The 23,620-nt window shown below is 58.7% G+C and carries 21 protein-coding genes and 5 pseudogenes; 18 read left to right on the forward strand and 8 right to left on the reverse strand.

The genetic code is table 11. The annotated features are described in order from the left end of the window. Positions 1–31: 31 nt before the first annotated feature. Genes IPP03_00430 through IPP03_00440 form a run of 3 tightly spaced genes read left to right on the forward strand, consistent with a single transcriptional unit; the run spans position 32 to position 2,297 of the window. Positions 32–811, forward strand: a complete 780-nt coding sequence (locus tag IPP03_00430) for an ADP-ribosylglycohydrolase family protein (protein MBL0351247.1) — start codon at positions 32–34, stop codon at positions 809–811. Next, complete coding sequence (locus tag IPP03_00435) at positions 808–1,332, forward strand: macro domain-containing protein (GenBank protein ID MBL0351248.1); 525 nt, start codon at positions 808–810, stop codon at positions 1,330–1,332. Before IPP03_00430 ends, IPP03_00435 begins: the two co-directional genes overlap by 4 nt. After that, positions 1,332–2,297: a WYL domain-containing protein gene (locus IPP03_00440; protein MBL0351249.1), complete on the forward strand. Its 966-nt coding sequence runs from the start codon at positions 1,332–1,334 to the stop codon at positions 2,295–2,297. Before IPP03_00435 ends, IPP03_00440 begins: the two co-directional genes overlap by 1 nt. Before the next feature lie 118 nt (positions 2,298–2,415). Here the strand turns inward: IPP03_00440 and IPP03_00445 are convergent, their stop codons facing one another. Both IPP03_00445 and IPP03_00450 read right to left on the reverse strand, forming a co-directional pair. Continuing rightward, positions 2,416–2,733 (reverse strand): ATPase with chaperone activity, encoded by a 318-nt coding sequence (locus tag IPP03_00445; GenBank protein MBL0351250.1) that lies wholly within the window; start codon positions 2,731–2,733, stop codon positions 2,416–2,418. 50 nt (positions 2,734–2,783) lie between these two features. Continuing rightward, positions 2,784–2,966, reverse strand: a pseudogene (locus tag IPP03_00450) (IS110 family transposase). 64 nt (positions 2,967–3,030) lie between these two features. Here IPP03_00450 and IPP03_00455 point away from each other — a divergent pair. Both IPP03_00455 and IPP03_00460 read left to right on the forward strand, forming a co-directional pair. Next, positions 3,031–3,210 (forward strand): hypothetical protein, encoded by a 180-nt coding sequence (locus tag IPP03_00455; GenBank protein ID MBL0351251.1) that lies wholly within the window; start codon positions 3,031–3,033, stop codon positions 3,208–3,210. A 30-nt stretch (positions 3,211–3,240) separates the two neighbouring features. Next, a complete protein-coding gene (locus IPP03_00460) occupies positions 3,241–3,555 on the forward strand; it encodes a hypothetical protein (protein ID MBL0351252.1) in 315 nt (104 codons plus the stop codon). On the opposite strand, the gene IPP03_00465 is transcribed toward IPP03_00460, so the two are convergent. Together IPP03_00465 and IPP03_00470 are read right to left on the reverse strand one after the other, a co-directional pair. Further along, the gene (locus IPP03_00465; protein ID MBL0351253.1) at positions 3,549–4,571 is read right to left on the reverse strand and encodes a nucleotidyl transferase AbiEii/AbiGii toxin family protein; all 1,023 of its coding nucleotides are present in this window, start codon (positions 4,569–4,571) and stop codon (positions 3,549–3,551) included. The two genes, IPP03_00460 and IPP03_00465, sit on opposite strands and share 7 nt — an antisense overlap. Beyond that, on the reverse strand, positions 4,564–5,160 hold the full coding sequence (locus tag IPP03_00470; GenBank protein ID MBL0351254.1) for a hypothetical protein: 597 nt from the start codon (positions 5,158–5,160) through the stop codon (positions 4,564–4,566). The genes IPP03_00465 and IPP03_00470 overlap by 8 nt, the downstream gene beginning before the upstream one ends. Before the next feature lie 110 nt (positions 5,161–5,270). On the opposite strand from IPP03_00470, the gene IPP03_00475 reads away from it, so the two are divergent. The 3 genes and pseudogenes from IPP03_00475 to IPP03_00485 all read left to right on the forward strand — a co-directional run bounded on the left by IPP03_00475 (position 5,271) and on the right by IPP03_00485 (position 8,208). Then, on the forward strand, positions 5,271–5,945 hold the full coding sequence (locus IPP03_00475; protein ID MBL0351255.1) for a hypothetical protein: 675 nt from the start codon (positions 5,271–5,273) through the stop codon (positions 5,943–5,945). Beyond that, positions 5,942–7,069 (forward strand): ImmA/IrrE family metallo-endopeptidase, encoded by a 1,128-nt coding sequence (locus tag IPP03_00480; GenBank protein MBL0351256.1) that lies wholly within the window; start codon positions 5,942–5,944, stop codon positions 7,067–7,069. Before IPP03_00475 ends, IPP03_00480 begins: the two co-directional genes overlap by 4 nt. Positions 7,070–7,126: 57 nt before the next feature. Next, positions 7,127–8,208: pseudogene (locus IPP03_00485) on the forward strand (toll/interleukin-1 receptor domain-containing protein). On the opposite strand, the gene IPP03_00490 reads toward IPP03_00485, so the two are convergent. Beyond that, entirely contained in the window at positions 8,190–9,404 is a 1,215-nt protein-coding gene (locus IPP03_00490) for an IS4 family transposase (protein MBL0351257.1), read from the reverse strand. The pseudogene IPP03_00485 and the gene IPP03_00490 overlap by 19 nt on opposite strands. A gap of 268 nt (positions 9,405–9,672) precedes the next feature. On the opposite strand from IPP03_00490, the gene IPP03_00495 reads away from it, so the two are divergent. The 6 genes and pseudogenes from IPP03_00495 (at position 9,673) to IPP03_00520 (ending at position 14,621) form a co-directional block, all read left to right on the forward strand. Continuing rightward, positions 9,673–10,287, forward strand: a complete 615-nt coding sequence (locus IPP03_00495) for a hypothetical protein (protein MBL0351258.1) — start codon at positions 9,673–9,675, stop codon at positions 10,285–10,287. A gap of 20 nt (positions 10,288–10,307) precedes the next feature. After that, positions 10,308–10,577, forward strand: a complete 270-nt coding sequence (locus tag IPP03_00500; GenBank protein ID MBL0351259.1) for a TIR domain-containing protein — start codon at positions 10,308–10,310, stop codon at positions 10,575–10,577. 95 nt (positions 10,578–10,672) lie between these two features. Then, a pseudogene (locus IPP03_00505) lies at positions 10,673–11,889 on the forward strand (IS256 family transposase). Between the two features lie 77 nt (positions 11,890–11,966). Continuing rightward, a complete protein-coding gene (locus IPP03_00510) occupies positions 11,967–12,179 on the forward strand; it encodes a hypothetical protein (GenBank protein ID MBL0351260.1) in 213 nt (70 codons plus the stop codon). 2 nt (positions 12,180–12,181) lie between these two features. Next, positions 12,182–12,763 carry a TIR domain-containing protein gene (locus tag IPP03_00515; GenBank protein MBL0351261.1) on the forward strand — a complete coding sequence of 194 codons (582 nt, stop codon included), beginning with the start codon at positions 12,182–12,184 and terminating at the stop codon, positions 12,761–12,763. Positions 12,764–13,088: 325 nt separating this feature from the next. Beyond that, entirely contained in the window at positions 13,089–14,621 is a 1,533-nt protein-coding gene (locus tag IPP03_00520; protein ID MBL0351262.1) for a MarR family transcriptional regulator, read from the forward strand. Positions 14,622–14,673: 52 nt separating this feature from the next. Here IPP03_00520 and IPP03_00525 read toward each other — a convergent pair whose 3' ends face one another. From IPP03_00525 to IPP03_00535, 3 genes are all read right to left on the reverse strand, one after another. Continuing rightward, complete coding sequence (locus IPP03_00525) at positions 14,674–16,248, reverse strand: transposase (GenBank protein MBL0351263.1); 1,575 nt, start codon at positions 16,246–16,248, stop codon at positions 14,674–14,676. A 121-nt stretch (positions 16,249–16,369) separates the two neighbouring features. Then, the gene (locus IPP03_00530) at positions 16,370–17,902 is read right to left on the reverse strand and encodes a MarR family transcriptional regulator (protein ID MBL0351264.1); all 1,533 of its coding nucleotides are present in this window, start codon (positions 17,900–17,902) and stop codon (positions 16,370–16,372) included. Between the two features lie 277 nt (positions 17,903–18,179). Next, positions 18,180–18,966 (reverse strand): IS5 family transposase gene (locus tag IPP03_00535; protein MBL0351265.1). Its coding sequence is split into 2 segments (ribosomal slippage): positions 18,180–18,558 and positions 18,557–18,966, totalling 789 coding nucleotides; the frame shifts between segments, so codons are not numbered across the junction. A 126-nt stretch (positions 18,967–19,092) separates the two neighbouring features. On the opposite strand from IPP03_00535, the pseudogene IPP03_00540 reads away from it, so the two are divergent. The 4 genes and pseudogenes from IPP03_00540 (at position 19,093) to IPP03_00555 (ending at position 22,911) form a co-directional block, all read left to right on the forward strand. Further along, positions 19,093–20,591 (forward strand): annotated as a pseudogene (locus tag IPP03_00540) (IS3 family transposase). Between the two features lie 385 nt (positions 20,592–20,976). Next, complete coding sequence (locus IPP03_00545) at positions 20,977–21,333, forward strand: transposase zinc-binding domain-containing protein (GenBank protein MBL0351266.1); 357 nt, start codon at positions 20,977–20,979, stop codon at positions 21,331–21,333. A gap of 3 nt (positions 21,334–21,336) precedes the next feature. Then, entirely contained in the window at positions 21,337–21,597 is a 261-nt protein-coding gene (locus tag IPP03_00550; protein MBL0351267.1) for a hypothetical protein, read from the forward strand. Between the two features lie 50 nt (positions 21,598–21,647). Beyond that, positions 21,648–22,911, forward strand: a pseudogene (locus IPP03_00555) (IS701 family transposase). Positions 22,912–23,620 lie beyond the last annotated feature (709 nt).

Genomic DNA, 23,620 nt, shown 5'->3' on the forward strand with positions numbered 1-23,620 from the left:
GTCCGACAGGCTGCTAGGAAAGAACAGGAATATGCTGGGAGCCATCATTGGCGATATCGTCGGTTCGATCTACGAGTTCAATAACTACCGGGCCAAGGACTTTCAACCCCTGTTTCATCGCCGGGCATATTTCACCGACGATACCGTGTGCACGGTGGCCATCGCCGATGCCCTGGTGAATGACCGCCACCCGGCGCTTGCCCTGAAAGACTGGGGCCAGCGCTATTGGGAAAACGGCGGCTGGGGCAGTAGCTTCGCCTTGTGGCTCGGCTCGGACAGCCTCGATCCTTATAACAGCTATGGCAATGGTGCCGCCATGCGGGTTGCCCCGGCGGGCCTACTCGCCAGTTCGCTTGAGGATGCCATCTCCCTCGCACACAAGGCCACCGAAGTCACCCATAACCATCCGGAAGGCATGAAGGGCGCCGCAGCGACCGCCGCAGCCGTCGTCCTGGCCCGCACCGGCACCAGTCAGGCCGGCATTCGCGGTTATGTGGCCGAGACTTTCGGCTACAACATGACACGAACCATCGACGAAATCCGTCCCGGCTACCGTTTCAACGAGACCTGTCAGGACACCGTGCCCCAGGCTCTGAGCTGTGTTCTCGAGGCTGACAGCTTTGAGGATGCGATCCGCAATGCCATCTCCATCGGCGGCGACAGCGACACCATCGGCGCCATCGTCGGCGGGGTGGCCGAGGCCATGTTCGGCATCCCCGACGATATTGCCGAGCGCGGATGGGGCTATCTGCCGCAGGAGATGTGCGAGGTGCTGACTGATCTCTACCAGCGGGCAGGGCAGCCACTTTGACCCGTTCCGACTTCCTCATAACCGTCGTCCAAGGCAACATCGTCAGGCAGGTCGACTGCGACGCCATTGTCAATTCCGCCAACCAGAACCTGCGCGCGGGCTCCGGGGTATGCGGCGCCATCTACCAGGCCGCGGGTCCGGCCCTGGAGCCGTGCACTATCCTGCTGGCGCCGCTCGGCCTGGGTGCGGCCATTGCCACCCCGGGATTCGATCTGCCAAATCGCCTGATCATCCACACCCGCGGGCCAAGGTACTTCCTTGACCCCGACCCACCGGGCAGTCTCGCGGCCGCCATGCGCAACACCTTGCTGGTCGCTGATGAAAACTGTGTTCGGCGGATTGCCGTGCCGGCGATCTCGATGGGGATTTTCAGTTATCCGCCGGAAGGGGCCGTGCCGATTCTGGTGCAGACCGCCCGTCAGGTTGGCAAACTGCTGAAGTGGGTTCACGAGGTTCGCTTTGTGGTGCTTGAGGATTCACTGTTTCAGCGCTTCGCGAACGAAATAAGAGAGACTGGATAATGGATCGCACAGAACGGCTTTACCGGATCGACCGCCTGCTCAATGACCGGCCGGTCGTGCCACTCAATACCTTCCTCGAAGAACTTGAAGTCTCGCTGGCAACTTTCAAGCGTGATCTCGAATATCTGCGCGATCGCCTCAACGCGCCGATTGTCTGGGATCGGGACCTCGGGGGCTACCGCCTGGGGAAGCAGTCGGTAGGCGACAAATACGAGCTCCCGGGTCTCTGGTTCAAGGCGTCCGAAATTCATGCACTGCTGACCATGCGCGAACTGCTGGCCAGCCTCAGTCCCGGTTTGCTGACCCCGCACATCGAGCCCTTGCTGACCCGATTACGCATGTTGCTCGATCGCGAGGATATTCCGGTCGATGCCGTCGAAAAGCGTGTCCGTATCCATCGCATGGCTGCCCGTGCTTATGAGCCCGAGTGTTTTGCGCCGATCGCGACTGCGGTTCTGCAGCGCCGGCGCATCGTCATCGATCACCACAACCGGGGCCGCAACGAAACCATCCGCCGCGAAATCTCGCCGCAGCGCCTGACCCACTATCGGGAAAACTGGTATGTCGATGCCTGGTGCCATCTACGCAATGAACTACGGAGTTTCGGTCTTGATGCGATCAGCGGCGTCTGGCTCGGCACCGAGGCCGCCATGGAGGTGCCGGAAGATGAACTGAAGGCGTTACTCGACGCCGGTTACGGGATCTTCTCCGGAAAGACACTCGAATGGGCGGAGTTGCTCTTCAGCCCGGCTCGCGCCCGCTGGGTCAGCAAGGAAACCTGGCATCCGGAACAGAAAGGCTGGTTCGATGACGAGGGGCAATACCATCTGCGGGTTCCGTTCAGCAATCCGACCGAACTGGCAATGGATGTCCTCAGGCATGTTCCGGAAGTCCAGGTTAAATCGCCGGAATCACTGAAGATGCTGATCAGGCATCAGCTGGAAACTGCTCTGAAGAATCTCTGATTCGCCGGCCGGGAAAGCAGTCGCGCAACCCAGAACAACAAGTGAACAAGCCAATGCATTTCTTGTACACCTCAGCAGGGAAAGAGGAGTCCCATCGGGCTTGATCAGGTGTGGAAGTTCAGACTTGATCGAAGCTCGGCGCTTCCCATCCAAGTAGCTCGGCGAGCCTGCAAATAACCCACTGCGCTTCTTTCTCGCTGAAGTTCGAAGAGTCTGCAAGCAGGCCCTGATGGCAGCGGGTTAGGACTTCTGTTTCGGAGAAGTTTTCCTTGAAGGCGAGTGTCTGCGCGTACTCGGTCAGCACGCAAGCCAACTCCTCGCACTGCTCATACCGGGCAAGGACAACTTCTTGCGGCGCATTGGGCCGATCGCGTCCTGGTGTGATGTACATCGCCATAAAGGACTGCGGGGGTTCGATCTGATTATCGATGGGCATGGTGTATCACTGACCTGACGGCTGGCGAAGCGGTACAAGAATACCTTTCACACTTCCAACTCCTTGACCTGCCGATCGAGTTCCTAAAGGTTCGACCCCAGCCGATCAATCAGTTGCCGAAAGATGCCTGGCAACCCGTTCTCCCCATCTTCTAGAATCTTCGGCACGCGTTTGCCGATGTGACCAATCTCCTTGGGAATCACAATCCCATATTCGGCAAGCAAGCCTCGAATATGCACGGTTGACTTCGACGCCACGCTGTTCGCACAGTGCGCGAACATATTTGATGACGAACGTATGCAACCGATCCAAAGCCGCTTCGGGCTGGTTTTTCTCGATGGCTTCGCGCACGTGTTGAGCAACCGTTTCAAAGTCGCGCTCGTCGACCGTGGCGGTCAGCGCGTCCAGCTTGGCGACAGATGTGTCGTGCATCATGCGGCTGGCGATTTTCCAGCAATCGTCGGTCAGTTCGGTTAATCCTGGCTCGTCGCCCAAACAGTTCTCAGCTTGACCGTACAAGATCAGCGCCTGGATCACTTTGCCGACCAGGTGGTTTCCTTCGGCCATCCAGAATCCGCGCAGGCGGTTGGCTTTGGAGGTGCCACGCTCGCGGTAGACAGCGGCATCGATGTCACGGCGCGTGTGCTCCTCGAAGAATTCGCTGAATGTGCGATCCGTGAAATCGAGCACGTAGCCGCCACTCATGCGGAGCAGTCGTTCCAGTTTGCGACGCTCTATGGAGGACAAATCGGCCATGGGATTTCTGCTTGGTATAAGTGTTGTGCGCAGCGAAAGCTGCGTCTCTCAATTGAATTTCATTGAGCTGGTTGCTTTGCATTGGCCTTGTTCTGTATTGTCCGGCATCGCTCCATCAGAGCTTCAAATGGCTCGGCATCATCGAGGAATAAGCCGTCATCGACCATGTGTTGGTAGTCGGTAGCCAATTTGGCCAACGCGCCGTCATCAGGTACAAGCTGGAGATCCCCTGCGACCGCTGCGTGATAGTCGATGGCATCGCCGTGCGTGTTCTTTTCTGCAAAGAACACGCTCTTGTGGTCGGCAACCGCGCGGGCGAGGGTTTTGTCCGCGATGGCTGCGGCGGCGAAGCCGGCAGCATCCAGTCTCGTCACGTCGTGCCAGTGACGCGCGAAGCGGTCACCACCGCGAAACTCGCCCTGCGTGCAAAAAACGTGAATCGCCGTAGCCTTCTCCCAGAAGGTACGCTCGGCGCGCATAACCTGTGGTGTCGGGCTGGGAAACTCTACCCCATGCAGATAAGCGGCCGCATCGCAGCGGATAGCGCGTGGTTCGCTGGGCTCGCCGGTCGAGCGGGCGCCGAACTCCAACATGACGGCGGGCGCGACATAGCCGGTGCCGGTGACCAGCGGTGCGTAGTCGATGAACACTTTGTCGCCCTCGGCCCGCACGGTTGCCGGTAGATTATCTTGCTCAAGATCGCGCTTGAGACGCGGCACGATCTCGGCGCCGACCCAGTCCGCCAGGCGCGCACGGATCTCCTTGCTCCATTTCTTCTCTTGGCTCTTGCTGGTCGGTAGTGGCGCATCTGCATCGCCCACTAGATCGCTGGCGATGGCGCGGATGTCGTAAGTCAGGTCCACGTCTTCGGAAAAGCGTCGGATGACACCGTAGGCCTTCGACAAGGACGTGCCGCCCTTGAATACCAAGTGGTCGGCGTAGGGGCCGGCAAAGAGGTGCCGCAGCGACCAGACCACCCAGATGTCTTTTTCCAGTAGATGGGGCAGGAGGCCCGATGTGTTGGCTGCCAAGTTGAGCGCCTCCAGGCGTTCGGCGGCGGAAAGCTGGAAGAACTCAGCCATGGGTCATCAGGGCGCTGATCTCTTGGGCCATCCAGGTCGGCAGGCGCGACCGCGCCGACGCGACTTCTTTCAGCTCGGACGGTGGCAGTTTGGCGTGCAGCTTTCGGATCGCTTCCCCGGCTTTTTCAGGGCCTAGCCAAGCCAGTGCCCGCACCACCTCGCCCGCAGCTCGCCCAGGAAAAATCAGTTGCCAAATTGGCGCGTGTCGGAACTCGACCATCTGAGCGCCCAATTTTAAGCGGCGGCTAGGGCCGGACGTGAGATAGACCGCTCGCATCGGCACCTGCGTGGTCAGGCCTAGTGCGTTGGCGGCGGCGGCGCCGTGCGACACGATGGTTTCCCCGCGCTGGTTTGCCAAGCCTTCGACCATCTTGACGGCCGACGGCGCACGGGTCCCGAAGCGGCTTTCGACGGGCAAGACATAGATGCCGCGACCGGCGCGCAATAGGGCGCCGCGCTGCACTAGGCGGGACAGCACTTGATCCACGGCTGCACGATTACCCAGGTGCAACAGCTCTTTGGCGACCAAAGGCGTGCCTTCCGGCGCTCCGGTGGCGTGCTCCAGAACTTGTTTGGCGAGGGTCTGCATGGCGATATCTCCTGACTGCTAGAATTATGATGATACTTCTGACACTTTACAAGTACCAAGTACTTAAGGCTCGCGCGGGGCAGAGTCGACCAAGCGGTATTACGACCTCGATGTTGGCGAAAAAGATTGACGAATCTAAAAAATTGCACGAAAATCAAGTTGACGAATTTAAAAAGGTGCACAAAATGACTCTGCCGCCGCCCGCCAGCTTCAATCCCGAGCTTTCCTCTGATCGCCTGCAGACCGTGTCTCAATGGTTGCTGGACGAGCTTTATGCGACCGAAGACGATCTGTCCCGTCCGGCCGATAACGGCTATACCCGAGGTTGCACAACCTTCGGGCGACAGAGAAACCGTATCATTGCGGAAGTACTATCGGCAAGGCACGCGTGGCTCGGCTTGCCGAACAGCAACAACGACCTGGTTTTCACCATTGGCGGGGTGCCCTGCCGGTTCAGTAACGACGATCCGTCGAACCCGTCGAAAGACGCGGTCCTGACAGTCAATCGCTATCAGATGGACTTCCTGGAATTCGTAACCGATAGCGAGCCAGCCCGCTTCTGCTTCATCATCGATCGAGGTCATGACGGCGCTGCTGAACCTCGGGTCGAGTTTCTTGGGTTCACGCCCAGCGGCGAGATCGCATGCCGTTGGGTGTCGAATGCCGTGCGTGTCTTGCGGGTGGAAGGCCGGCAGACGTTGCCTCAACCCGTCGACGTGGCGAAGCCCCTGGTGGCTCCGAAGCGACGCGACGAAGGCGATGCCGCCTCCGAAGCAGTGCGATGAGCGACTTCGTTGGAACGAACCTTCGGCTCATCCGACTCTTCCACGACCTGTCGCTTACAGAGTTGGGGGAGCGGGTCGGGGTGTCGAAGCAGTTCCTAAGTCGTGTTGAAACCGGTGCCGAATCAGTTGCCGCTCCGCTTGAGAATTCGCTTGCCGAAGAACTGGATGTCCTGCCGGAGTTTTTCTATCACCTCGACCCGAATCCGATTGCCGATGAGCAGTGCCACTTTCGTCGGCAATTGACGACCAAGGTGGTGTTGCGCCAGGTCGCGCGCGCCCGAGGCGAAATGCTCAAGCGCTTGGTAGGCGTGCTGGATGAGCACGTCGAACTGCCGCACTACCAAGTGGGCGAGGCCGATCCGGAATCTCCCGAGACGATCGAGCGTGCCGCCGAAAAATTCCGTTCGCTCTTTTGTCTTGGTCTGGGTCCGCTGAGCAATGTCACGCGCATTGCGGAGAACGCCGGCGCCGTGGTGATGAAGGTGCACGGCCTGGCAACCGAAATCGATGCCGTCTCGTTCGCGACAAAGCGGCCATTGATCGCGTTGAACAGCTCTGGTCGTTCGGCATGTCGTGAGCGCTTTGGCATTGCTCACGAATTGGGGCACTTTTCGTTGCACATTGGCGTCTTGACCGGCGACCGGCTTACCGAGACGCAGGCCAACCGTTTTGCCAGCGCGTTTCTACTGCCGCGAAGCACGTTCGCCAGCGAATGCGGACTAGCGATCCGTGGTACGCGTCTCAACTGGCCGGGCTTATCCGAGTTGAAGTTGCGTTGGGGGCTGTCAAAGGCAGCGATCATTTTTCGTGGTCGGCAGCTTGGTGTGTTTTCGGATGATCAGGCGAGAGCAGGGTATGTTGGGCTCAATCGCCATGGCGAAGCAGTGCAGGAATCGGAGGACCATCTGATTGCGAATGAAGAACCTGAGGTCATCTCCGAAAGCTTAAAGGTAATGAAAGAGCACTTCGGCGTGCCGCAGTCCGCTGTGGCACGTGAGATGCGTGTGCAGCCTAGCCTGTTGCAGGCGCTACTCATGTCATCCAATCCGGAGAGCACCGACAACGTGGTGAGTTTCTTGAGTGCAGGCCGGAGCGTTCGTACTATTCGCGAGGGTGCGGCATGATTTCGACTTTTGCTGAATCGCTGGCGTGTTGGTCAAAAATCACTGAAGGGGAAGCACTTGACCATCTTGTATGAGTTAGCTGTACTTGGTTCACCATCGGATGCGATGGTCGGCGAACTGGAGCGCTGTATTGCAGATGCAATCGCGCCATTTGGTTTGCACCTTGGCGATGAAGTCGCCTGGCATGTGCGCCCAGGCGCGTTTGAACCGGAACAAAAAAAGGCCGCTGCGGCCGTCTTTTTCGGTGCTGTGGACGCTCCTCTCGCCAACCTTGAAAGCTTGTTGCGCAGGGGCGTACCGATTCTTCCAGTTGTGTCTGATATCACAAAGGTTCACGAAGAGATCCCCGCAGTATTGCGGCCGCTGAATTGCCTCGCCTACGACGTCGCCGGGGTACAGCGGACCACCACAGCGTTGCTGGAATGCGCCGGCCTGCTGCCCCGCCAACGCCGTGTTTTTGTGAGCTACCGCAGGGATGAGGCGCGGCAAGCGGCGCTCCAGCTATTCGACGCTTTCTCGGCGCGACTGTTCGACGTTTTCTGGACACACACGGCATTGCGCCAGCCGAGGATTTTCAGACGATGCTTTGGCATCGGCTGTGTGACTCCGATGTGCTGGTGATGCTCGACACGCCTAACTATTTCGGAAGCCGTTGGACTAGCGCGGAATTCGGCCGGGCACTGGCCAAGGGCATCTCTGTGCTGCGCGTCGGGTGGCCAGACTCAACTCCCTCCGTGCGCACTGGTACCGCCAGCAAAGCCGAACTTGTGTCCGATGAAGTCGATCCGGGGACCGGACGATTGAAGGACGAGGCCGTCACGCGAATTTGCTTACAGTTGGAGGCTGTGCGAAGTCAGAGCTACGCCGTTCGCAACCTCAACCTCGTGAGCAACATACGTAATGCAGTCGAGTTGATCGGCGGACAGGTCGCGGGCGTTGGTCTGAACAAAGCTGTCTATGTTCGCTTACCTGATGGCCGGGACGTGGTGGTGTATCTCAACATTGGGGTTCCTACATCTATGACTTTGCACGATGCAGCGACTAACGCGGCTGATCGCTCGGTTGCCGTCGTGTATGACGCAGTGGGGTTGCACCCCAATCCTCTCAACTTAGTCCATAGTCATACGGCGGGTTTGTAAGCAAAGGACAGGTGAGGCTTTCGCTGGTTTGGCCGAGGTCGAGCACGATCAGGGATAAATTTCTGAAGGTTTTTGACGATTTCCGAGAAGATTTCCTTGGTAACTCGGGTGGTGATTTGCTGCACACCCGCCAAGACTCGGGGCAAGATACGACGTACGGTATTGAAGGCCATCGTCCGATTCACTCGCCATGGCGAATCGCTGGGCAGCCGCTCTTCCGCAGCCAGGTAGGTGGCCAGGGCATTGAGATTGTCACACACCATCTTGGCCCCAACATCCTGGCAGGCGGCCAGCCAAGTCAGGCCGGACGTGTGCTCCAGATTGAGCCGGTGTTTGATGCGCTTGAACGCCTCCTCGATACGCCAACGGCTGTGATAAAGGGCTGAGAAGCTTGTGGCCGGATACCGCGCGGTATCAAGCAAGGAGGTCATCAAGACCCGTACCTTGCCAGTCGGCGTCACCTGACGAATCAGGCGAACCATAGAAGGCAGACGCGGACACTCGTAATCAATGGCATCCTGACGATGCGGTGGCGGCAATGTCACCTGCGCCTCATCTTCTCCGGATCGCATGAACTGGGTGATGGCAGAAAAGGAAGCGGACGAATCACAGCGTATGCAAAAGGGGATACCTCGATGCAACAGCGCCGCGACCAACCAGGCACCCGGATACCCGCGATCAAGCACCAGCATGTCCTGAGCACCGAGTCGGTCAAGCCGCTCAAACAACATCTGACGTTCGCCGACCAGCGAACTGTGCAAAATCAGCGAGTCGAACAATTCGATCCCTGGCCGAAACAAACCGAAGATGGCCGCTTCTCGAATATGGCGGCGCCCTTCCAGGTCAAGCAAGGTCAGACGTACCTTCGATGCATCCGCCGCCAAGACCCGCAAGCCTTGCCAGTCCGGCTGCTGCGGAACGACCTCATCGACCAGGCGCAGCAATTCTGTATTGAGCGGCTCAAAGAGATTGGCGACCAGATGGCTGCGCGCCTTTGAGAAGGCACTGGCCGTGATCGCCCGACAAAGGCGGGTTCTTCCGGCAAGCAGGGCAAAGCAGGAATCAAGCTCCGCCTGAACTGCGCCGCGAATGCCGGTGAGCAGGAAAGCGATCAGATTCGTGAATGGCAATTCACGGTTTCGGGTGAAAAACCGAGGCTCGCGGCGGGCGGCGGCAAGGAAATTGGCGCCATGAATGTAGTCCGTTAGCCGTGAAACGATATTGGCATATTTAGGCCGTCATATAAAGCCTATTTATATCAATTGGTTACATGCTCGATTATATCTTGGCGCGGCCAGATGGCAAAGTTGCCAAAATTAGATGACAGACCGCTAAGTCAAGAGGATTGGGTTGCACCCTAGTTGGCTGGGACATCTTGATTGGCTGGGAAGCCAGATACACAGCGCACGCTGGGTGAAAGCCAGCGAAGCGGCCTGGCAGTTCGTGGACTGGGAGGCATAGACAATGAGCGCGATTTTTTTGTCGGCTAGCGTGCCTCTGGTTGGGCGAGGCAACTACCATGAAACGGCCGACCCTTTTCTGATTCAGTGTGCCGTCCGTGAACTCGTGATGGCCGTGATCAGAACGCAGCAGATCGTTTGGGGTGGGCATCCGGCTATCACTCCGATGATCTGGTCGATCTGCGAGGACCTCGGCATCAACTATTCAAAGTCGGTGGTGTTATACCAAAGCAGGTTCTTCGAAGACCGATTCCCTGAGGAAAACAATCATTTCGGCAACGTCGTGTTTGTCGATGCTGTGCCGAACAACCGCGAAGCCAGCCTTTTGCGCATGCGTGAAGCCATGTTGTCCCGAGCCGAACTGACAGCGGCCGTGTTTATCGGTGGCATGGAAGGCGTGGAAGCGGAGTACGAGTTGTTCAGCAGTTTGCATCCTGCGGCGAAAGTATTGCCGGTAGCAGCGCCTGGTGGCGCTGCACGTCAACTCGCCGAGCGGATTGCCACGCTTGATCGCTCCAAGCTGTTCAGCGTGGACTTTGCACGTTTGTTCTATTCAGAATTGGTCTCATCTGCAAGCCAAGGCCAACCTGCAAACCAGCCGATAGATGGCAACGCCTAGCCTAGACCAAGGAAACCGATATGGCCCGTAGAGTGTTTTTCAGCTTCCACTATCAGCGGGATGCCTGGCGCACCTCTCAGATTCGCAACATTGGAGTTGTCGAGGGCAATGCCTCGGCGACGGACAATAAATGGGAAGAAGTCAAACGCGGTGGCGATGCTGCAATTCGACGATGGATTGACGAACAACTGACTGGTCGAAGCTGCACTATTGTGTTGGTTGGTGCGGAGACCGCCGACCGCCATTGGGTTCAATATGAGATTGAAAAATCCTGGAACGATGGCGATTGAGTCCCTAAACTGCTGTAAATCGGGTGGCAGGTAGCCACCGCTTCGATTCGGTAAACTGACGTTGCGAGACGATCGATAACCGAAGGAGAGAAGCGATGACTGGGTATGAGGTTAGCGTAGGAACGGACTTGCTGCCAGGGCTTTTAAACGGGCAGGACGGGCTGGCGAAACTGGTGGAAGCGGTGCTCAATCAAGTACTGGAGGCGCAGGTGACGGAAACGCTGGGGGCGACGCGGCACGAGCGCACGGACGAACGGGCCGGCTATCGCAACGGCTACCGGCCACGCACCCTTTACACGCGGGTTGGGCCGGTGACGCTGCTGGTGCCGCAGACGCGGGACGGCAGCTTTTCGACGGACATCTTCAAGCGCTACCAGCGGAGCGAGCAGGCCTTCGTTCTGGCGCTCATGGAAATGGTCGTGCACGGTGTCTCGACGCGCAAGGTCTCGGCGATCACCGAAGAGCTGTGCGGCGCCAGCTTCTCCAAATCGATGGTGAGCGCACTGTGCGCCGGACTGGAACCGCGGGTCAGCGCGTTCAACGAACGGCGGCTGGACGGCGAGTATCCCTTCGTGCTGGTCGATGCCCTGTTCATCAAGAGTCGGCAAGAAGATCGTGTGGTTTCGCGTGCCGTGCTGACCGTCTCAGGCATCCGCTCCGATGGCTTCCGGGAGATTCTGGGCGTGCGGATCGGCGACACCGAGAGCTTCGCCACCTGGGACGAGACCTTCCGCTGGCTCAGAGGGCGCGGCCTCAAGGGCACGCAGTTCATCATCTCGGACGACCACGGCGGCCTGCGTGAAGCGGCAGCGCGGCACTTTCAGGGGCCAGCTGGCAACGCTGTCAGGTGCATCTGATGCGCAACATTCTGGGCCAATGCAACACCCGCCACCGCGCCGAGGTGGCAGCTGCCGTCAAGCTCGTGCTGCAGGCGCCCGATTTGGTCGAGGCCAAGCGCCGCCTGGCGGAATTCACCGAGCGCTTCGCCAAGAGCGCCCCCAAAGCGGTGGCCTGCCTCGAAGCAGGATTCGAGGATGCCATGGCGGTAATGGTCTTGCCCGAGAAGTATCGCAAGCGGCTACGCACAACGAACATGCAGGAGCGGCTCAACGAGGAAATTCGCCGGCGGGAGCGCGTGATCCGCATCTTCCCCAACGACGAGTCAGCCTTGCGCCTGATCGGCGCTCTGCTGGCCGAACAGAACGAGGCTTGGCAGGAACGGAAGTACCTCGACATGGATGAATTCAAGGAGTGGGCGGCTTCCCGCGCCGCAGCTAGCGAGGGCAACAACGTTGTTGCCCTCGCTAGCTGAAAACCATTCGTCATTCATCGGATCGAAGAGTATTTACAGCAGATTTTGGACTTGACTACGATGGCAACAAAGGCCTTTTGGGGATTCGCATTCACCGGATTCTTGACCAGAGCCGGCAATCGACGATTGCCGGCAGCAATCCGTTCGATCAGTTCACGCTAAAAGATGGACGCAAGCTGTCGGCAGCTGTGAAACTTTATGATCCGCCGTACTCCTCCGGCACCGATGTCTATGCTTACATTAGCCAGAACATCGGGCAGTGGATGGAAACTTCGATTGCGAATCGTTGATCATGGCTAAGCGCGTATTTTTCAGTTTCCACTATCGAGATGTGGTCGACTTCCGGGCCAACGTCGTTCGTCAGCATTGGGTCGCAAAAGCTGATCGTGAAGAGTCAGGGTACTTCGATGCTTCCATTTGGGAGGAAGCCAGGAAAACGAATACCCTCGGGCTGACGCGCCTGATCAACGGTGCCTTGGAGAATACGACTGCAACCTGTGTTCTGGTCGGAAGTGAGACTTACGCACGGCCTTGGGTACGTTACGAAATCATCAAGAGTGTCTGCCGCGGCAATCGCGTTTTTTCCGTACACATCAATCAGATCAAAGGGAAGGATCAGAAAACGAAGACGAATGGTCCCAATCCATTCGACTACTTGGCTTTGAAATACAGTGCCGATGGTAAAATGGTCAAGGTCTTCGAGGCTGAAAAGGGACAATGGATCGCCTATGCAAAGCTGCCAAGCTACACGCTGAAGAACACCGCAGCGGAGCACAGGTGGGGAAAGCTGTTCAAGCTGTCGGGATTGGGCTCCAAGATTTATTGTTGGTCGGCCGATGATGGTTACAACAGCTTCGCTGATTGGGTTGGCTAGAGAGCTGAGCGGCTTTGAGTGGCCCTCGGCTCCGTTCGATAGTTGATGATTGATGTGGAAGAGTAGTCGCCGCGCAAACCGAGTGCATCTCCCGCGCCAGTCAAAGCGCTTGTTTTTTGACGGTAAATATGACGGTAAAGTTAGATGGCCTATACGAAGAAAGCCTGTATCCATGCGGGTTTACAGACCTCGGAAACAATTGAGTGGAATAATTTTAGGTCTTTCGGTAGCTTTCGCGGACTATCGAAAAGTGAACCTCGCGCATTGATTGAACCTAAGCCGGACGAGCCGGAACCAAACAGGTATTACGATAGAAGCCTGACGAATGACCGAGGAGGCGATCATGTTGGCGATGGCTCTGGCGGAACGATACGCGACGAACATGCATGGTGTGCTTTCGTGCTTTGACCGGATCATTATCACCGGCACGCTGCCTGGTGCGTGCTACGCGGCAGGAATGACGAGTTATTTGTACACGCACGGAATTCGGGTATTCGACTACCCGCGATTTGCCGAGCCGCTGCGAGATCGCATTCGTGAGCGTGCGCAGGAGGTGTGTCTGGCGGCGGGTATTGAAATCGAGCACGTCAGCAAAAGCCATATTCGCAAGGAAGAGTTGGTCGCGCGAGTGCTCGCCGGTCGCGGCGACGCACCGGGTTTGGTGCATGTGCTCTCGGCCATGGAAGCCTGTCCGAGCTACAAACCGTGGCATGACAAAGGCAGTGGCAAGACTTACCTGCGCCCCGATCAAGGCAAGTGCCTGCACGACTACTTCTATTTCATCGACGAGGAACTGGGGTTGTGCTACCTGCGTGTGCCGACGTGGGCACCGTTCGGGTTGCAGTTCTACTGTAATGGTCACAGCGCTCTGGCAAGAACTCTGACGCGAGAAAGGATCGACTTCCTCCAGCAGGACAACGCCTTCCTGCGTGTCGCCGACATCGCGCAGGCGCAGGCGCTGGCGGATGCGTTCAGTCCCGACGTACTTCACCCGCGACTGGATCGCTATGCGCAGTGGTTGTGCCCAGTGCTTGACGTCTTTGGATCCTCGTATCACTGGAGCCTGCGCCAAGTCGAATACTCCACCGACCTGATGTTTCGCAGTGAGCAGATATTGGTTCCACTGTATGACGCCATTTCGCGCCAAGCGGTCTTGGCCGCCAACGCAGAACGCGTCTCCAGCTTTCTGGGCAAGAAGGTCACGCCACAACTGGCCCAGGAGATCGGTTCCCGGTTGTCCACCCGTATCGAGGGGCGCTGCATCAAGCACACCATGGGCGCCGCTGGCGTCAAGGTGTATGACAAATTCTCCCGCGTACTGCGGGTCGAAACGACCGTCAATGACGTGAGTTTCTTCAAACACCACCGCAAGGTGGAACACAAGGACAGGCACGCCACCCGAGAATTGGCGCCCCTGAAGAAGACAATCTATAGCCTGATCGACCTGCGCGACATCCTGCTCGGCTGCAACCAACGTTACCTGGCGTTCCTCTCCAGCCTCGATGACCCCAGTGCCGGCGAGCGTGACTTGGAGCGATTGAGCATGCCACGGTTGGGGGCGGCTCCCGGTGTCAAAGGGGTGAACTTCTTTGATCCTGCCGAGAAAGCCTTGCTGCAAACCATGCAACGCGGCGAGTTCAACATTCACGGTTGGCGTCGTGCCGATCTTCTCAGCTATCTGAAGCTCACTCCGTCCGCCATGTCGCGCCAACTTGCCCGACTGCGTACGCTCGGCTTGATCAAGAAAGTCACTCATACCTATCGCTACTACCTCACTCGATTGGGACGTTCAGTCGTCGCTGCGGCCTGCTCATTGACCCGCTTCAACATAGTGCCAACCATGGCTTGCGCATCCTGAATTCTTCTCATGATTTGTGATGATTGAACTGGTTAGTGACTAAAAACCGCAGTTAGTTGATTCCATTCGCATGATTTGCGAGTAATCGGCGAGATTGAGGCGGTCCGACGCCGGCCAGGGTGCGCTTGAAATGATCGCAGACGAGGTTCCAGACGGTGGTCAAGTTCAACTGCTCCGCAGCGCATGCTGCCCAAGCCTGAAGTTGCGCTGAGACACGTTGCAGAACCTCACGGGCCTGGCCGAAATGCGCGTGCAAACCAGTGAGGGTGATCGTCGTCTGTCCGGCATGCTCGGTTTTGCGGCCGACCGCGGACATCAACCACGGCCTGCTGGTGATGGCCTCGCGGCGGACCTCCGGGTTGGCCAGTCGGACGAAGAGACTCCAGCAGTTGTCCCATGGGGACTTCCTTTGGTCGTAGATGAGCGCCACCGCTCTTGCCGAGAGCTGGCAACGATGCAGGTCGTGCGTCGTGAATCCACCCCATCCCCACTGATTCTTCAGTTCGTCGAAGGCGTTCTCCGCATCGGCCCGATCTCGATAGAGTTGCCCCAGCGAAAGAATCTCGTGATCGAGGTTGGTGACCAGGACGGCATACTCGTAGCCTGTCGCTTGTTTGCCGGTCTTGCGGTCGGTCTCGACAAAGCCGAGCAGTCCTTGACCATCGTCCTCCTGAGCAATCATCATTGCGCCCTTGAGGGGACGGCGCAGAATCACCACCCGTCGAGACGCCTTCCACCCGGACAGGCTCAGACGGCCGTCCTTGCCTTCCCATCCCTGACCTGCATCGGTCCAGCCGGTTTCCCAGAAGACACGCTCAATGTGGCGCTTGACGTTCTTCGACAGGCGCAGCTTGAAGAGGTAAGGCTGCCCCCGCTCTTCCAGCGGCGCGATGAAGGGATCGGAGCCGAAGCCGCAATCGCCGCGAACCATCTTGGGGCGCCGCTTGGGTGGCAGGGCATCCAGAATTCTCAGCAGACCCGGCAGACTGTGACTGCCCGAGTGTTCGTCACCCGCCTTGACCTCGGCGCCAACGACCAACCGCAGGCCGGCCATGAGGTAGGTGTGATAGGTGTGCGAGGGGCGCCCCGGCTTCTTTGGGTTGTAAGAGACGACCGCCCCTTCCTGCTTGCCGTAGAGGGGCTTCACGGTGGTGTCGACATCGAGAATCCAGGGTGCATCGAGCAATGGCGCCGTGCTCTCGTCCAGGTGTCCGTCCAGCCAGGCGACGCCTTCGGCTTCTGGGGTTGCCGCCAATGCCCGACGCAGCGCATCTTCGCAGATCACTTTCCTCATGCCCAGGAGCCCTGGATTGACGCCGTCGCAGCGGATCGCGGTGACGTGCGAGTAGCGTCTGTGACCCGAAAGGATCGACAGCATCCAGGTGCCCAACACTTCAGCTTTGCTCGGTGCGTTCGGACTGACGTATGGCAGCGGATAGTCTTCCTGCCAGCCCGACCACAGTCTAGTGAGTGTAAGAAATTCAATGAAGTACGCCAGTTGCCCCATCGGCGTCGCCGCGCTTTCAGACTCCCAGCGCACCTGCACCCGGCCTCCCGCCGTCTGCACTCCAGCGCAGGACAGACGCATTTCACGCGACTTTGCTACCTTCCGCTTCCACTCACCCATCGGGTGACTCTCCTCAATGTCTCAGAAACCGCAGCCTGCCTGATTCCTACGCCAAATGCACATCCTCAAATGAGGTTTTTAGTCACTAACCAGTTCAATCATCACAAATCATGAGAAGAATTCAGGATGCGCAAGCCATGGTTGGCACTATGTTGAAGCGGGTCAATGAGCAGGCCGCAGCGACGACTGAACGTCCCAATCGAGTGAGGTAGTAGCGATAGGTATGAGTGACTTTCTTGATCAAGCCGAGCGTACGCAGTCGGGCAAGTTGGCGCGACATGGCGGACGGAGTGAGCTTCAGATAGCTGAGAAGATCGGCACGACGCCAACCGTGAATGTTGAACTCGCCGCGTTGCATGGTTTGCAGCAAGGCTTTCTCGGCAGGATCAAAGAAGTTCACCCCTTTGACACCGGGAGCCGCCCCCAACCGTGGCATGCTCAATCGCTCCAAGTCACGCTCGCCGGCACTGGGGTCATCGAGGCTGGAGAGGAACGCCAGGTAACGTTGGTTGCAGCCGAGCAGGATGTCGCGCAGGTCGATCAGGCTATAGATTGTCTTCTTCAGGGGCGCCAATTCTCGGGTGGCGTGCCTGTCCTTGTGTTCCACCTTGCGGTGGTGTTTGAAGAAACTCACGTCATTGACGGTCGTTTCGACCCGCAGTACGCGGGAGAATTTGTCATACACCTTGACGCCAGCGGCGCCCATGGTGTGCTTGATGCAGCGCCCCTCGATACGGGTGGACAACCGGGAACCGATCTCCTGGGCCAGTTGTGGCGTGACCTTCTTGCCCAGAAAGCTGGAGACGCGTTCTGCGTTGGCGGCCAAGACCGCTTGGCGCGAAATGGCGTCATACAGTGGAACCAATATCTGCTCACTGCGAAACATCAGGTCGGTGGAGTATTCGACTTGGCGCAGGCTCCAGTGATACGAGGATCCAAAGACGTCAAGCACTGGGCACAACCACTGCGCATAGCGATCCAGTCGCGGGTGAAGTACGTCGGGACTGAACGCATCCGCCAGCGCCTGCGCCTGCGCGATGTCGGCGACACGCAGGAAGGCGTTGTCCTGCTGGAGGAAGTCGATCCTTTCTCGCGTCAGAGTTCTTGCCAGAGCGCTGTGACCATTACAGTAGAACTGCAACCCGAACGGTGCCCACGTCGGCACACGCAGGTAGCACAACCCCAGTTCCTCGTCGATGAAATAGAAGTAGTCGTGCAGGCACTTGCCTTGATCGGGGCGCAGGTAAGTCTTGCCACTGCCTTTGTCATGCCACGGTTTGTAGCTCGGACAGGCTTCCATGGCCGAGAGCACATGCACCAAACCCGGTGCGTCGCCGCGACCGGCGAGCACTCGCGCGACCAACTCTTCCTTGCGAATATGGCTTTTGCTGACGTGCTCGATTTCAATACCCGCCGCCAGACACACCTCCTGCGCACGCTCACGAATGCGATCTCGCAGCGGCTCGGCAAATCGCGGGTAGTCGAATACCCGAATTCCGTGCGTGTACAAATAACTCGTCATTCCTGCCGCGTAGCACGCACCAGGCAGCGTGCCGGTGATAATGATCCGGTCAAAGCACGAAAGCACACCATGCATGTTCGTCGCGTATCGTTCCGCCAGAGCCATCGCCAACATGATCGCCTCCTCGGTCATTCGTCAGGCTTCTATCGTAATACCTGTTTGGTTCCGGCTCGTCCGGCTTAGGTTTAACGTATAAATGTCTGTCGCGATCTATTGCGATCTATCGTTGGGATACACCTCAATCTGATGGTAAAAAGTTCGCGTTGAGTGCCCGGCAGAAATTCACCGTCAGGTCGATTCCCAGGTCGACGCACCGGTGCGTCGCGCTACTTGAAACTGTGCTGACCAAGGAAACGTAAGAACAGGGGACGAGACAAGTTGCCTGTCGTTGATATATAGAACTTAGAGCTTATCCGTAAATAATATTCACTTTCAGTTTGATTTTTCTGAACGCCATGATTGATGCGGCCAGGTGGTTGAGCGCCAAGAAACTGCGCTCAAGCTTCTCGTATCGCACCAACTTGAGTTCGCCGGCCTCTTGCCCACGCCCTTTGACATGGGGGATGTAGCCGTGCTTCGTGATGATCGCCAATGCGGGCGCGCCGGTGTAGCCGGCGTCAGCGCAAAGGTGTTTGCTTCGCCGCTTGGGTGGCGACGCTCGCTTGACGACAATGGCCTCAAGCACAGCCGCCAACTGAGAGACGTCGTGCCGATTGGCGCCGGTCACGACGAGCGACAACGGGACGCCACGACCGTCCACCAGCAAATGACGCTTGCTCCCATTTTTTTCCCCGGTCCGTTGGATTGGGTCCAACGCTTGATTGCGCCATCGGGGCCTTCATCATCGCGCCGTCAAGGCTTTGCCAGCGCCAGGCGATACCTTCAAGGTCGTCGTATTCGGCAAGCCCGCGCTTCCATAGGGCTTCAAACACCCCGGCCTTCTCCCACGCCAGAAATCGGGCATGAATCGCACTGGAACTGCCAAAGCGCTCCGCCGGGAGTGCCTTCCACTGGCAACCTGTGCGCAGCACATAAATAATCGCCTCGAAGACCAGCCTCGGTTCTTTGGGCTTGCGCCCCCCGCCAGCCTTGCGGACGTAACTCCGATCCGCCAGTCGCTGGCGTATCGGAATCAGTGGCTCAACGCGCTTCCAGAATTCCTCGGTCACTTCCCATGACTTCACTTTTGCCATCATCTCCCCCCCCTGCGTCAGGATAGTTGTCTCTTTGATCTGATTTAGACTTCAGACCAGGACAGCAGGGGCGAGGAAGAGGACGACGTGAGATATCCGAAGGAACTGAAGCAGAAAGTATTGTCGCGAATGATGGCGCCGGGGAATGAGACGGTGTCGGTGTTGGCGCGGGCGTTCAACGTAACAGAAGCGACACTGTATGCGTGGCGGCGGGTTGCCCTGGAAGCCGGGGTTGCGGTGCCGGGTGACGGGCGCAACGCCGAGCAGTGGGCCGGGCCTGCAAAGTTTGCGGTGGTGCTGGAAACGGCACCGCTAGCGGAAGCGGAGTTGGGCGAATACTGCCGTGCGCGGGGTTTGTTTGTGGCGCAGGTACGGGAGTGGCGGGAGGTGTGCGAGTCTGCCTTTATGCCGCCTGCAGGCGGCATAAAGGCAGACTCGGCGAAGGCAGACCGGCTGCGCATTCGTGAGTTGGAGCGTGATCTGGGTCGCAAGGACCGGGCCTTGGCGGAAACGGCGGCGCTATTGATTCTGAGAAAAAAAGCCGCGGCGATCTGGGGGGAAGAGGACGAATGATCGGCACCCAAGATCGCCGCGACGCGGTAACGCTGATCGACGAAGCGGTAGCGAGTGGCGCTCGGCTGTTTCGGGCCTGTGCCGAACTGAATCTGAGCTCCCGCACCTACCGGCGCTGGACAGAAGTCCAGGGTGAGGTGAAGGCTGACCAGCGCCCTGACGCCGCCCGTCCGACGCCGGCCAATGCGCTGAGCAAGGACGAGCGGCAGCACTTGGTGGCGGTGTCCTGCCAGCCCGAGTTTGCCAGCCTGCCGCCCTCGCAGATCGTGCCCATGCTGGCGGACCAAGGCCTCTACCTGGCCAGCGAATCCACCTTCTACCGGGTCCTCAAGGCCCATGACCTCCAACATCACCGAGGCCGCGCCGCCGCGCCAAGTCATAGCGAACCCAAGCGCCATCAGGCCAGTGCCGCGAACCAGGTATGGGTGTGGGATATCACCTGGTTGCCGGGGCCGCTTGCGGGCACCTACTTCTACCTCTACCTGATGCTCGACCTGTTCTCGCGCAAGGTAGTGGGTTGGGAAGTGTATGAGGAAGAGACCGCCGAACGGGCGTCTGGGGTCATCCGTAAAGCCAGTCTGGCTAAAGGCCGGGGGATGACACCGCTGGTGCTGCACGCTGACAACGGCAGTCCCATGAAGGGTGCCACAATGCTGACAACCTTGCAGAAGCTCGGCATCGCACCGTCCTTCAGCCGTCCCGGCGTATCCGATGATAATGCCCAGGCGGAAGCCTTCTTCCGCACCCTCAAGTACCGACCCGGCTATCCAGGCAAGGGATTCAAGACCCTTGATGAAGTGCGCCACTGGGTGATGAAATTCGTGCGCTGGTACAACACCACGCACCGGCACTCGGCACTCAAATTCGTCACCCCGGCCCAACGACACCAGGGCACCGATATTGCCGTCCTGCAAGCGCGCGAAGCGCTCTACGCTGAGGCCAAAGCCGCCAAGCCGGAGCGCTGGCGCGGCCCTATCCGAAACTGGGATCGCCCCGCAATCGTGTACCTCAACCCAATACGACAACAGGATAACAAACTAAAAAAGGCCGCTTAAGTAACGTGACAACTATCTTGACAAACAACGTCCCCCAAACGCAATTCTCGCGCATGGGCAGTGATTATCCACTATTTACGGACAAGTTCTAAATCATCAACAGCAGCATGTCCGCCCATCGATCTACCCGTGGCGACCGTCGGCAACGGCTGACCTTGGCGACTATTCCTTCTCAGCCAGAAAAGGACCGTCACTGGGCTCAGCGCGAACGTCGGGAACCCCGCAGTGACCAGCCGTTCGCCCAGCGTGGTTGGCCGGCTGGACCCGGCCAGGATCAGTCATCGACAGCCAGCGGAAGTGCTTCTCTGAACGGCAGGTCTCGGATCACGAAGCCGCCCTTTGCAACCTGCAGTCGTGATTGTCTCGATAGCTGGATGGGCATAAAGTGTTGCGTCTCGATCACCCGATCCGGACTGCCGTGCCTGCCACCTCCGCCTGCGCCCGGAAGGAAGTACCCTTGGGGTGCGCCTCACCGCGCAGTGCGGTCTACCGCCGTCGCCGCCCCGAAGGCACGCTGCGCTATCGCACCGTACAGACGCATCTTGCCACCTGGCTGGCGCTTCAGGATGACGGCACCGGGGAGACTGCACCGGCGGTAACCGAGAGGGAATTTTGCCGTTACCTCGACTGCGGCATCCACGCTCACGGTTTCGCCCGTGCCCGTTGCGCCGACTGCGGGTACGACTTTCTGGTTGCATACTCCGGCACGGGGCGTGGCGTCTGTCCGTCCTCCAACACCTGACGCATGGTCGAGACCGCCGCGTATCTGGCCGATCACGTCATCCTGCGCCTGCCGGTGCGCCAGTGGGTATTTGCCGTACCCAAGTGGCTGCGCTATTACCTGGAGCGTGACCCTGCCATCCAGAACGCGGCGCTGCGCATCCTCCTGAATGCGATCCAGAAAACCCTGCGGCGGTGCAGTTCAGGCGCCAGTGCCGCGTCGCATATCGGCGTGGTGGATTTCATCCACCGCTTTGGCGCGCCGCTAATTTCACTGTGTCATTAACCCCAACTTACGCCGATAATCCAGACCTCTTCCTTGGCGAGGGTAGCGTCATGAGAATCGACGAAGAATTGGAGCGGTATCTTGAGCAGTTGGCGGGTGTGCTGGGTCACGCTGATCGGCGCGCTGTTTTGCTGGATTACTGCCGAGGTTTGATGCTGCCGATCAAACGCAAGAGCGTGGAGCCGCTGGCGGCGCACCTTGATCCGCTGCACATGCAAGCCAAGTACCAGTCGCTGCATCATTTCGTGGCCAAGTCGGCCTGGTCGGATGGCGCCGTGCTGCGGGAAGTCCGGGCCGTTGTTGAGCCGGCACTGGAACTGGATCGCGGGTGCTACTGGATCATTGACGATACCGGCCTGCCCAAACAAGGTACGCACTCGGTCGGGGTGACGCGACAATACTGCGGCCAGTTGGGGCAAGACCGAGAATTGCCAGGTCGCGGTCAGCCTGTCCCTGGCCGGCGACAGCGGGAGCCTGCCGATCCAGTGGCGCATTTACTTGCCGAAGGAATGGGTGGAGGATCAGCCCCGCCGTGCCACGGTGGGCATACCGGAAGGGATCAGGTTCAAGAGCAAGCTTGAGATTGCCTTGGCGCAGGTGAAACAAGCCCGGGACGATGGTGTGCCAGCCGGGATCGTGCTGGCCGATCCGGCGTATGGCGACAGCGCGGCCTTCCGGGACAAACTGCTTGAGATGGGTTTGCGCTACGCGGTGGGCATCCGGTCGAGCACCCACGTATGGGCACCGGGCGTGGCGCCCTTGCCACCCGAGCCCACGGTTGGCGCCAGACATCCGAGCAAGAACCTGCGCCGGGCACCGGGTCATGCGCCGGCGTCGGTCAAGGCACTGGCGCTGGCGTTACCGCTTGATGCCTACCTGAGGGTCGCCTAGCGCAAAGGCAGCCATGAAACGCTCTCTTCGCGCTTTGCCGCCGTGCGTATCCGTAGCGCTCACCGCGATTATTGGCGCAGTACCCAACGTCCGGAGGAGTGGTTGTTGATCGAGTGGCCGGAAGGCGATGCCGAACCGCTGAAGTACTTCCTCTCGATCCTGCACGTCGATACTGCGATTGAACGCTTGGTGCATGTCACCAAGATGCGCTGGCGCATCGAACGCGACTACCGGGAATTGAAACAGGAGTTCGGCCTGGGTCACAATGAAGGGCGAAACTGGCGCGGGCTGCATCACCATGCAACCTTGTGCATTGCCGCTTATGCCTTCCTGCTTCATCATCGCCTCAGCCATGGCAGTAAAAAAAACCCCGCTCGACCACAAACGCCTGCATTACCCGAAGATTACCGACCTCGTGGCAGCGGGAAGGGCCCAGCGCCATGTGCCAGATTCGATCGCTACGCTTCGCGTTCTCATCGCCACACGCATCGCCAAGCAGCTTCGACAATACCCGTGCTGCGGAGCAGTTAGGCGTGATTTATGACACAGTTAAATTAACGCTGTTTGGCCGATGAGAGCCCAGTACCCTGACGCTGGGCGGCCGCCCGACGCGCTACTTTGGCTTCAGGCCGACGACCGTACAGGCTGTTTCCAGCCGCGATTACCAGCGGCGACGGCCATACCCGTAGTCATATCCGTAGCCGTATCCGCGTGGAGGCGGAGCATAGTACGGGCCAGGACCCCTGTAATAGGGCGCCGGACCGACAGTCACGATCCCGATGCTGGGGCCGGTGTAGGCAATCTGGGGTGGTATCACCGTGCACGCGGTCAAGCTTGAAAGCGCGATGAGTGAGGCGGCAATTTTCAGAAGCCTTGACATGACGTTTCCTGGTTGATGTTCATGAACTGAATAACGCCTCCGCCAGGCCGCCTGCCGACAGCAATTCTGTATGGAGATGTTTCCGGATGTAAGCCGGGCGATTCCGCCGCACCAGGCATGTTTGGGCGGTTCGGAGTTCGCTTTGACTGGGCCTGCCGGGCTTTTCCGGTATCGTGCGGATTGTGGCGATCCTCCTTTGTAAATCTCACGCTTCGGTGCTACAGTCAATTTGGGCCACAGGGCATGGAGATC

Source organism: Candidatus Dechloromonas phosphoritropha (assembly GCA_016722705.1).
Classification (GTDB): Bacteria; Pseudomonadota; Gammaproteobacteria; order Burkholderiales; family Rhodocyclaceae; genus Azonexus; species Azonexus phosphoritrophus.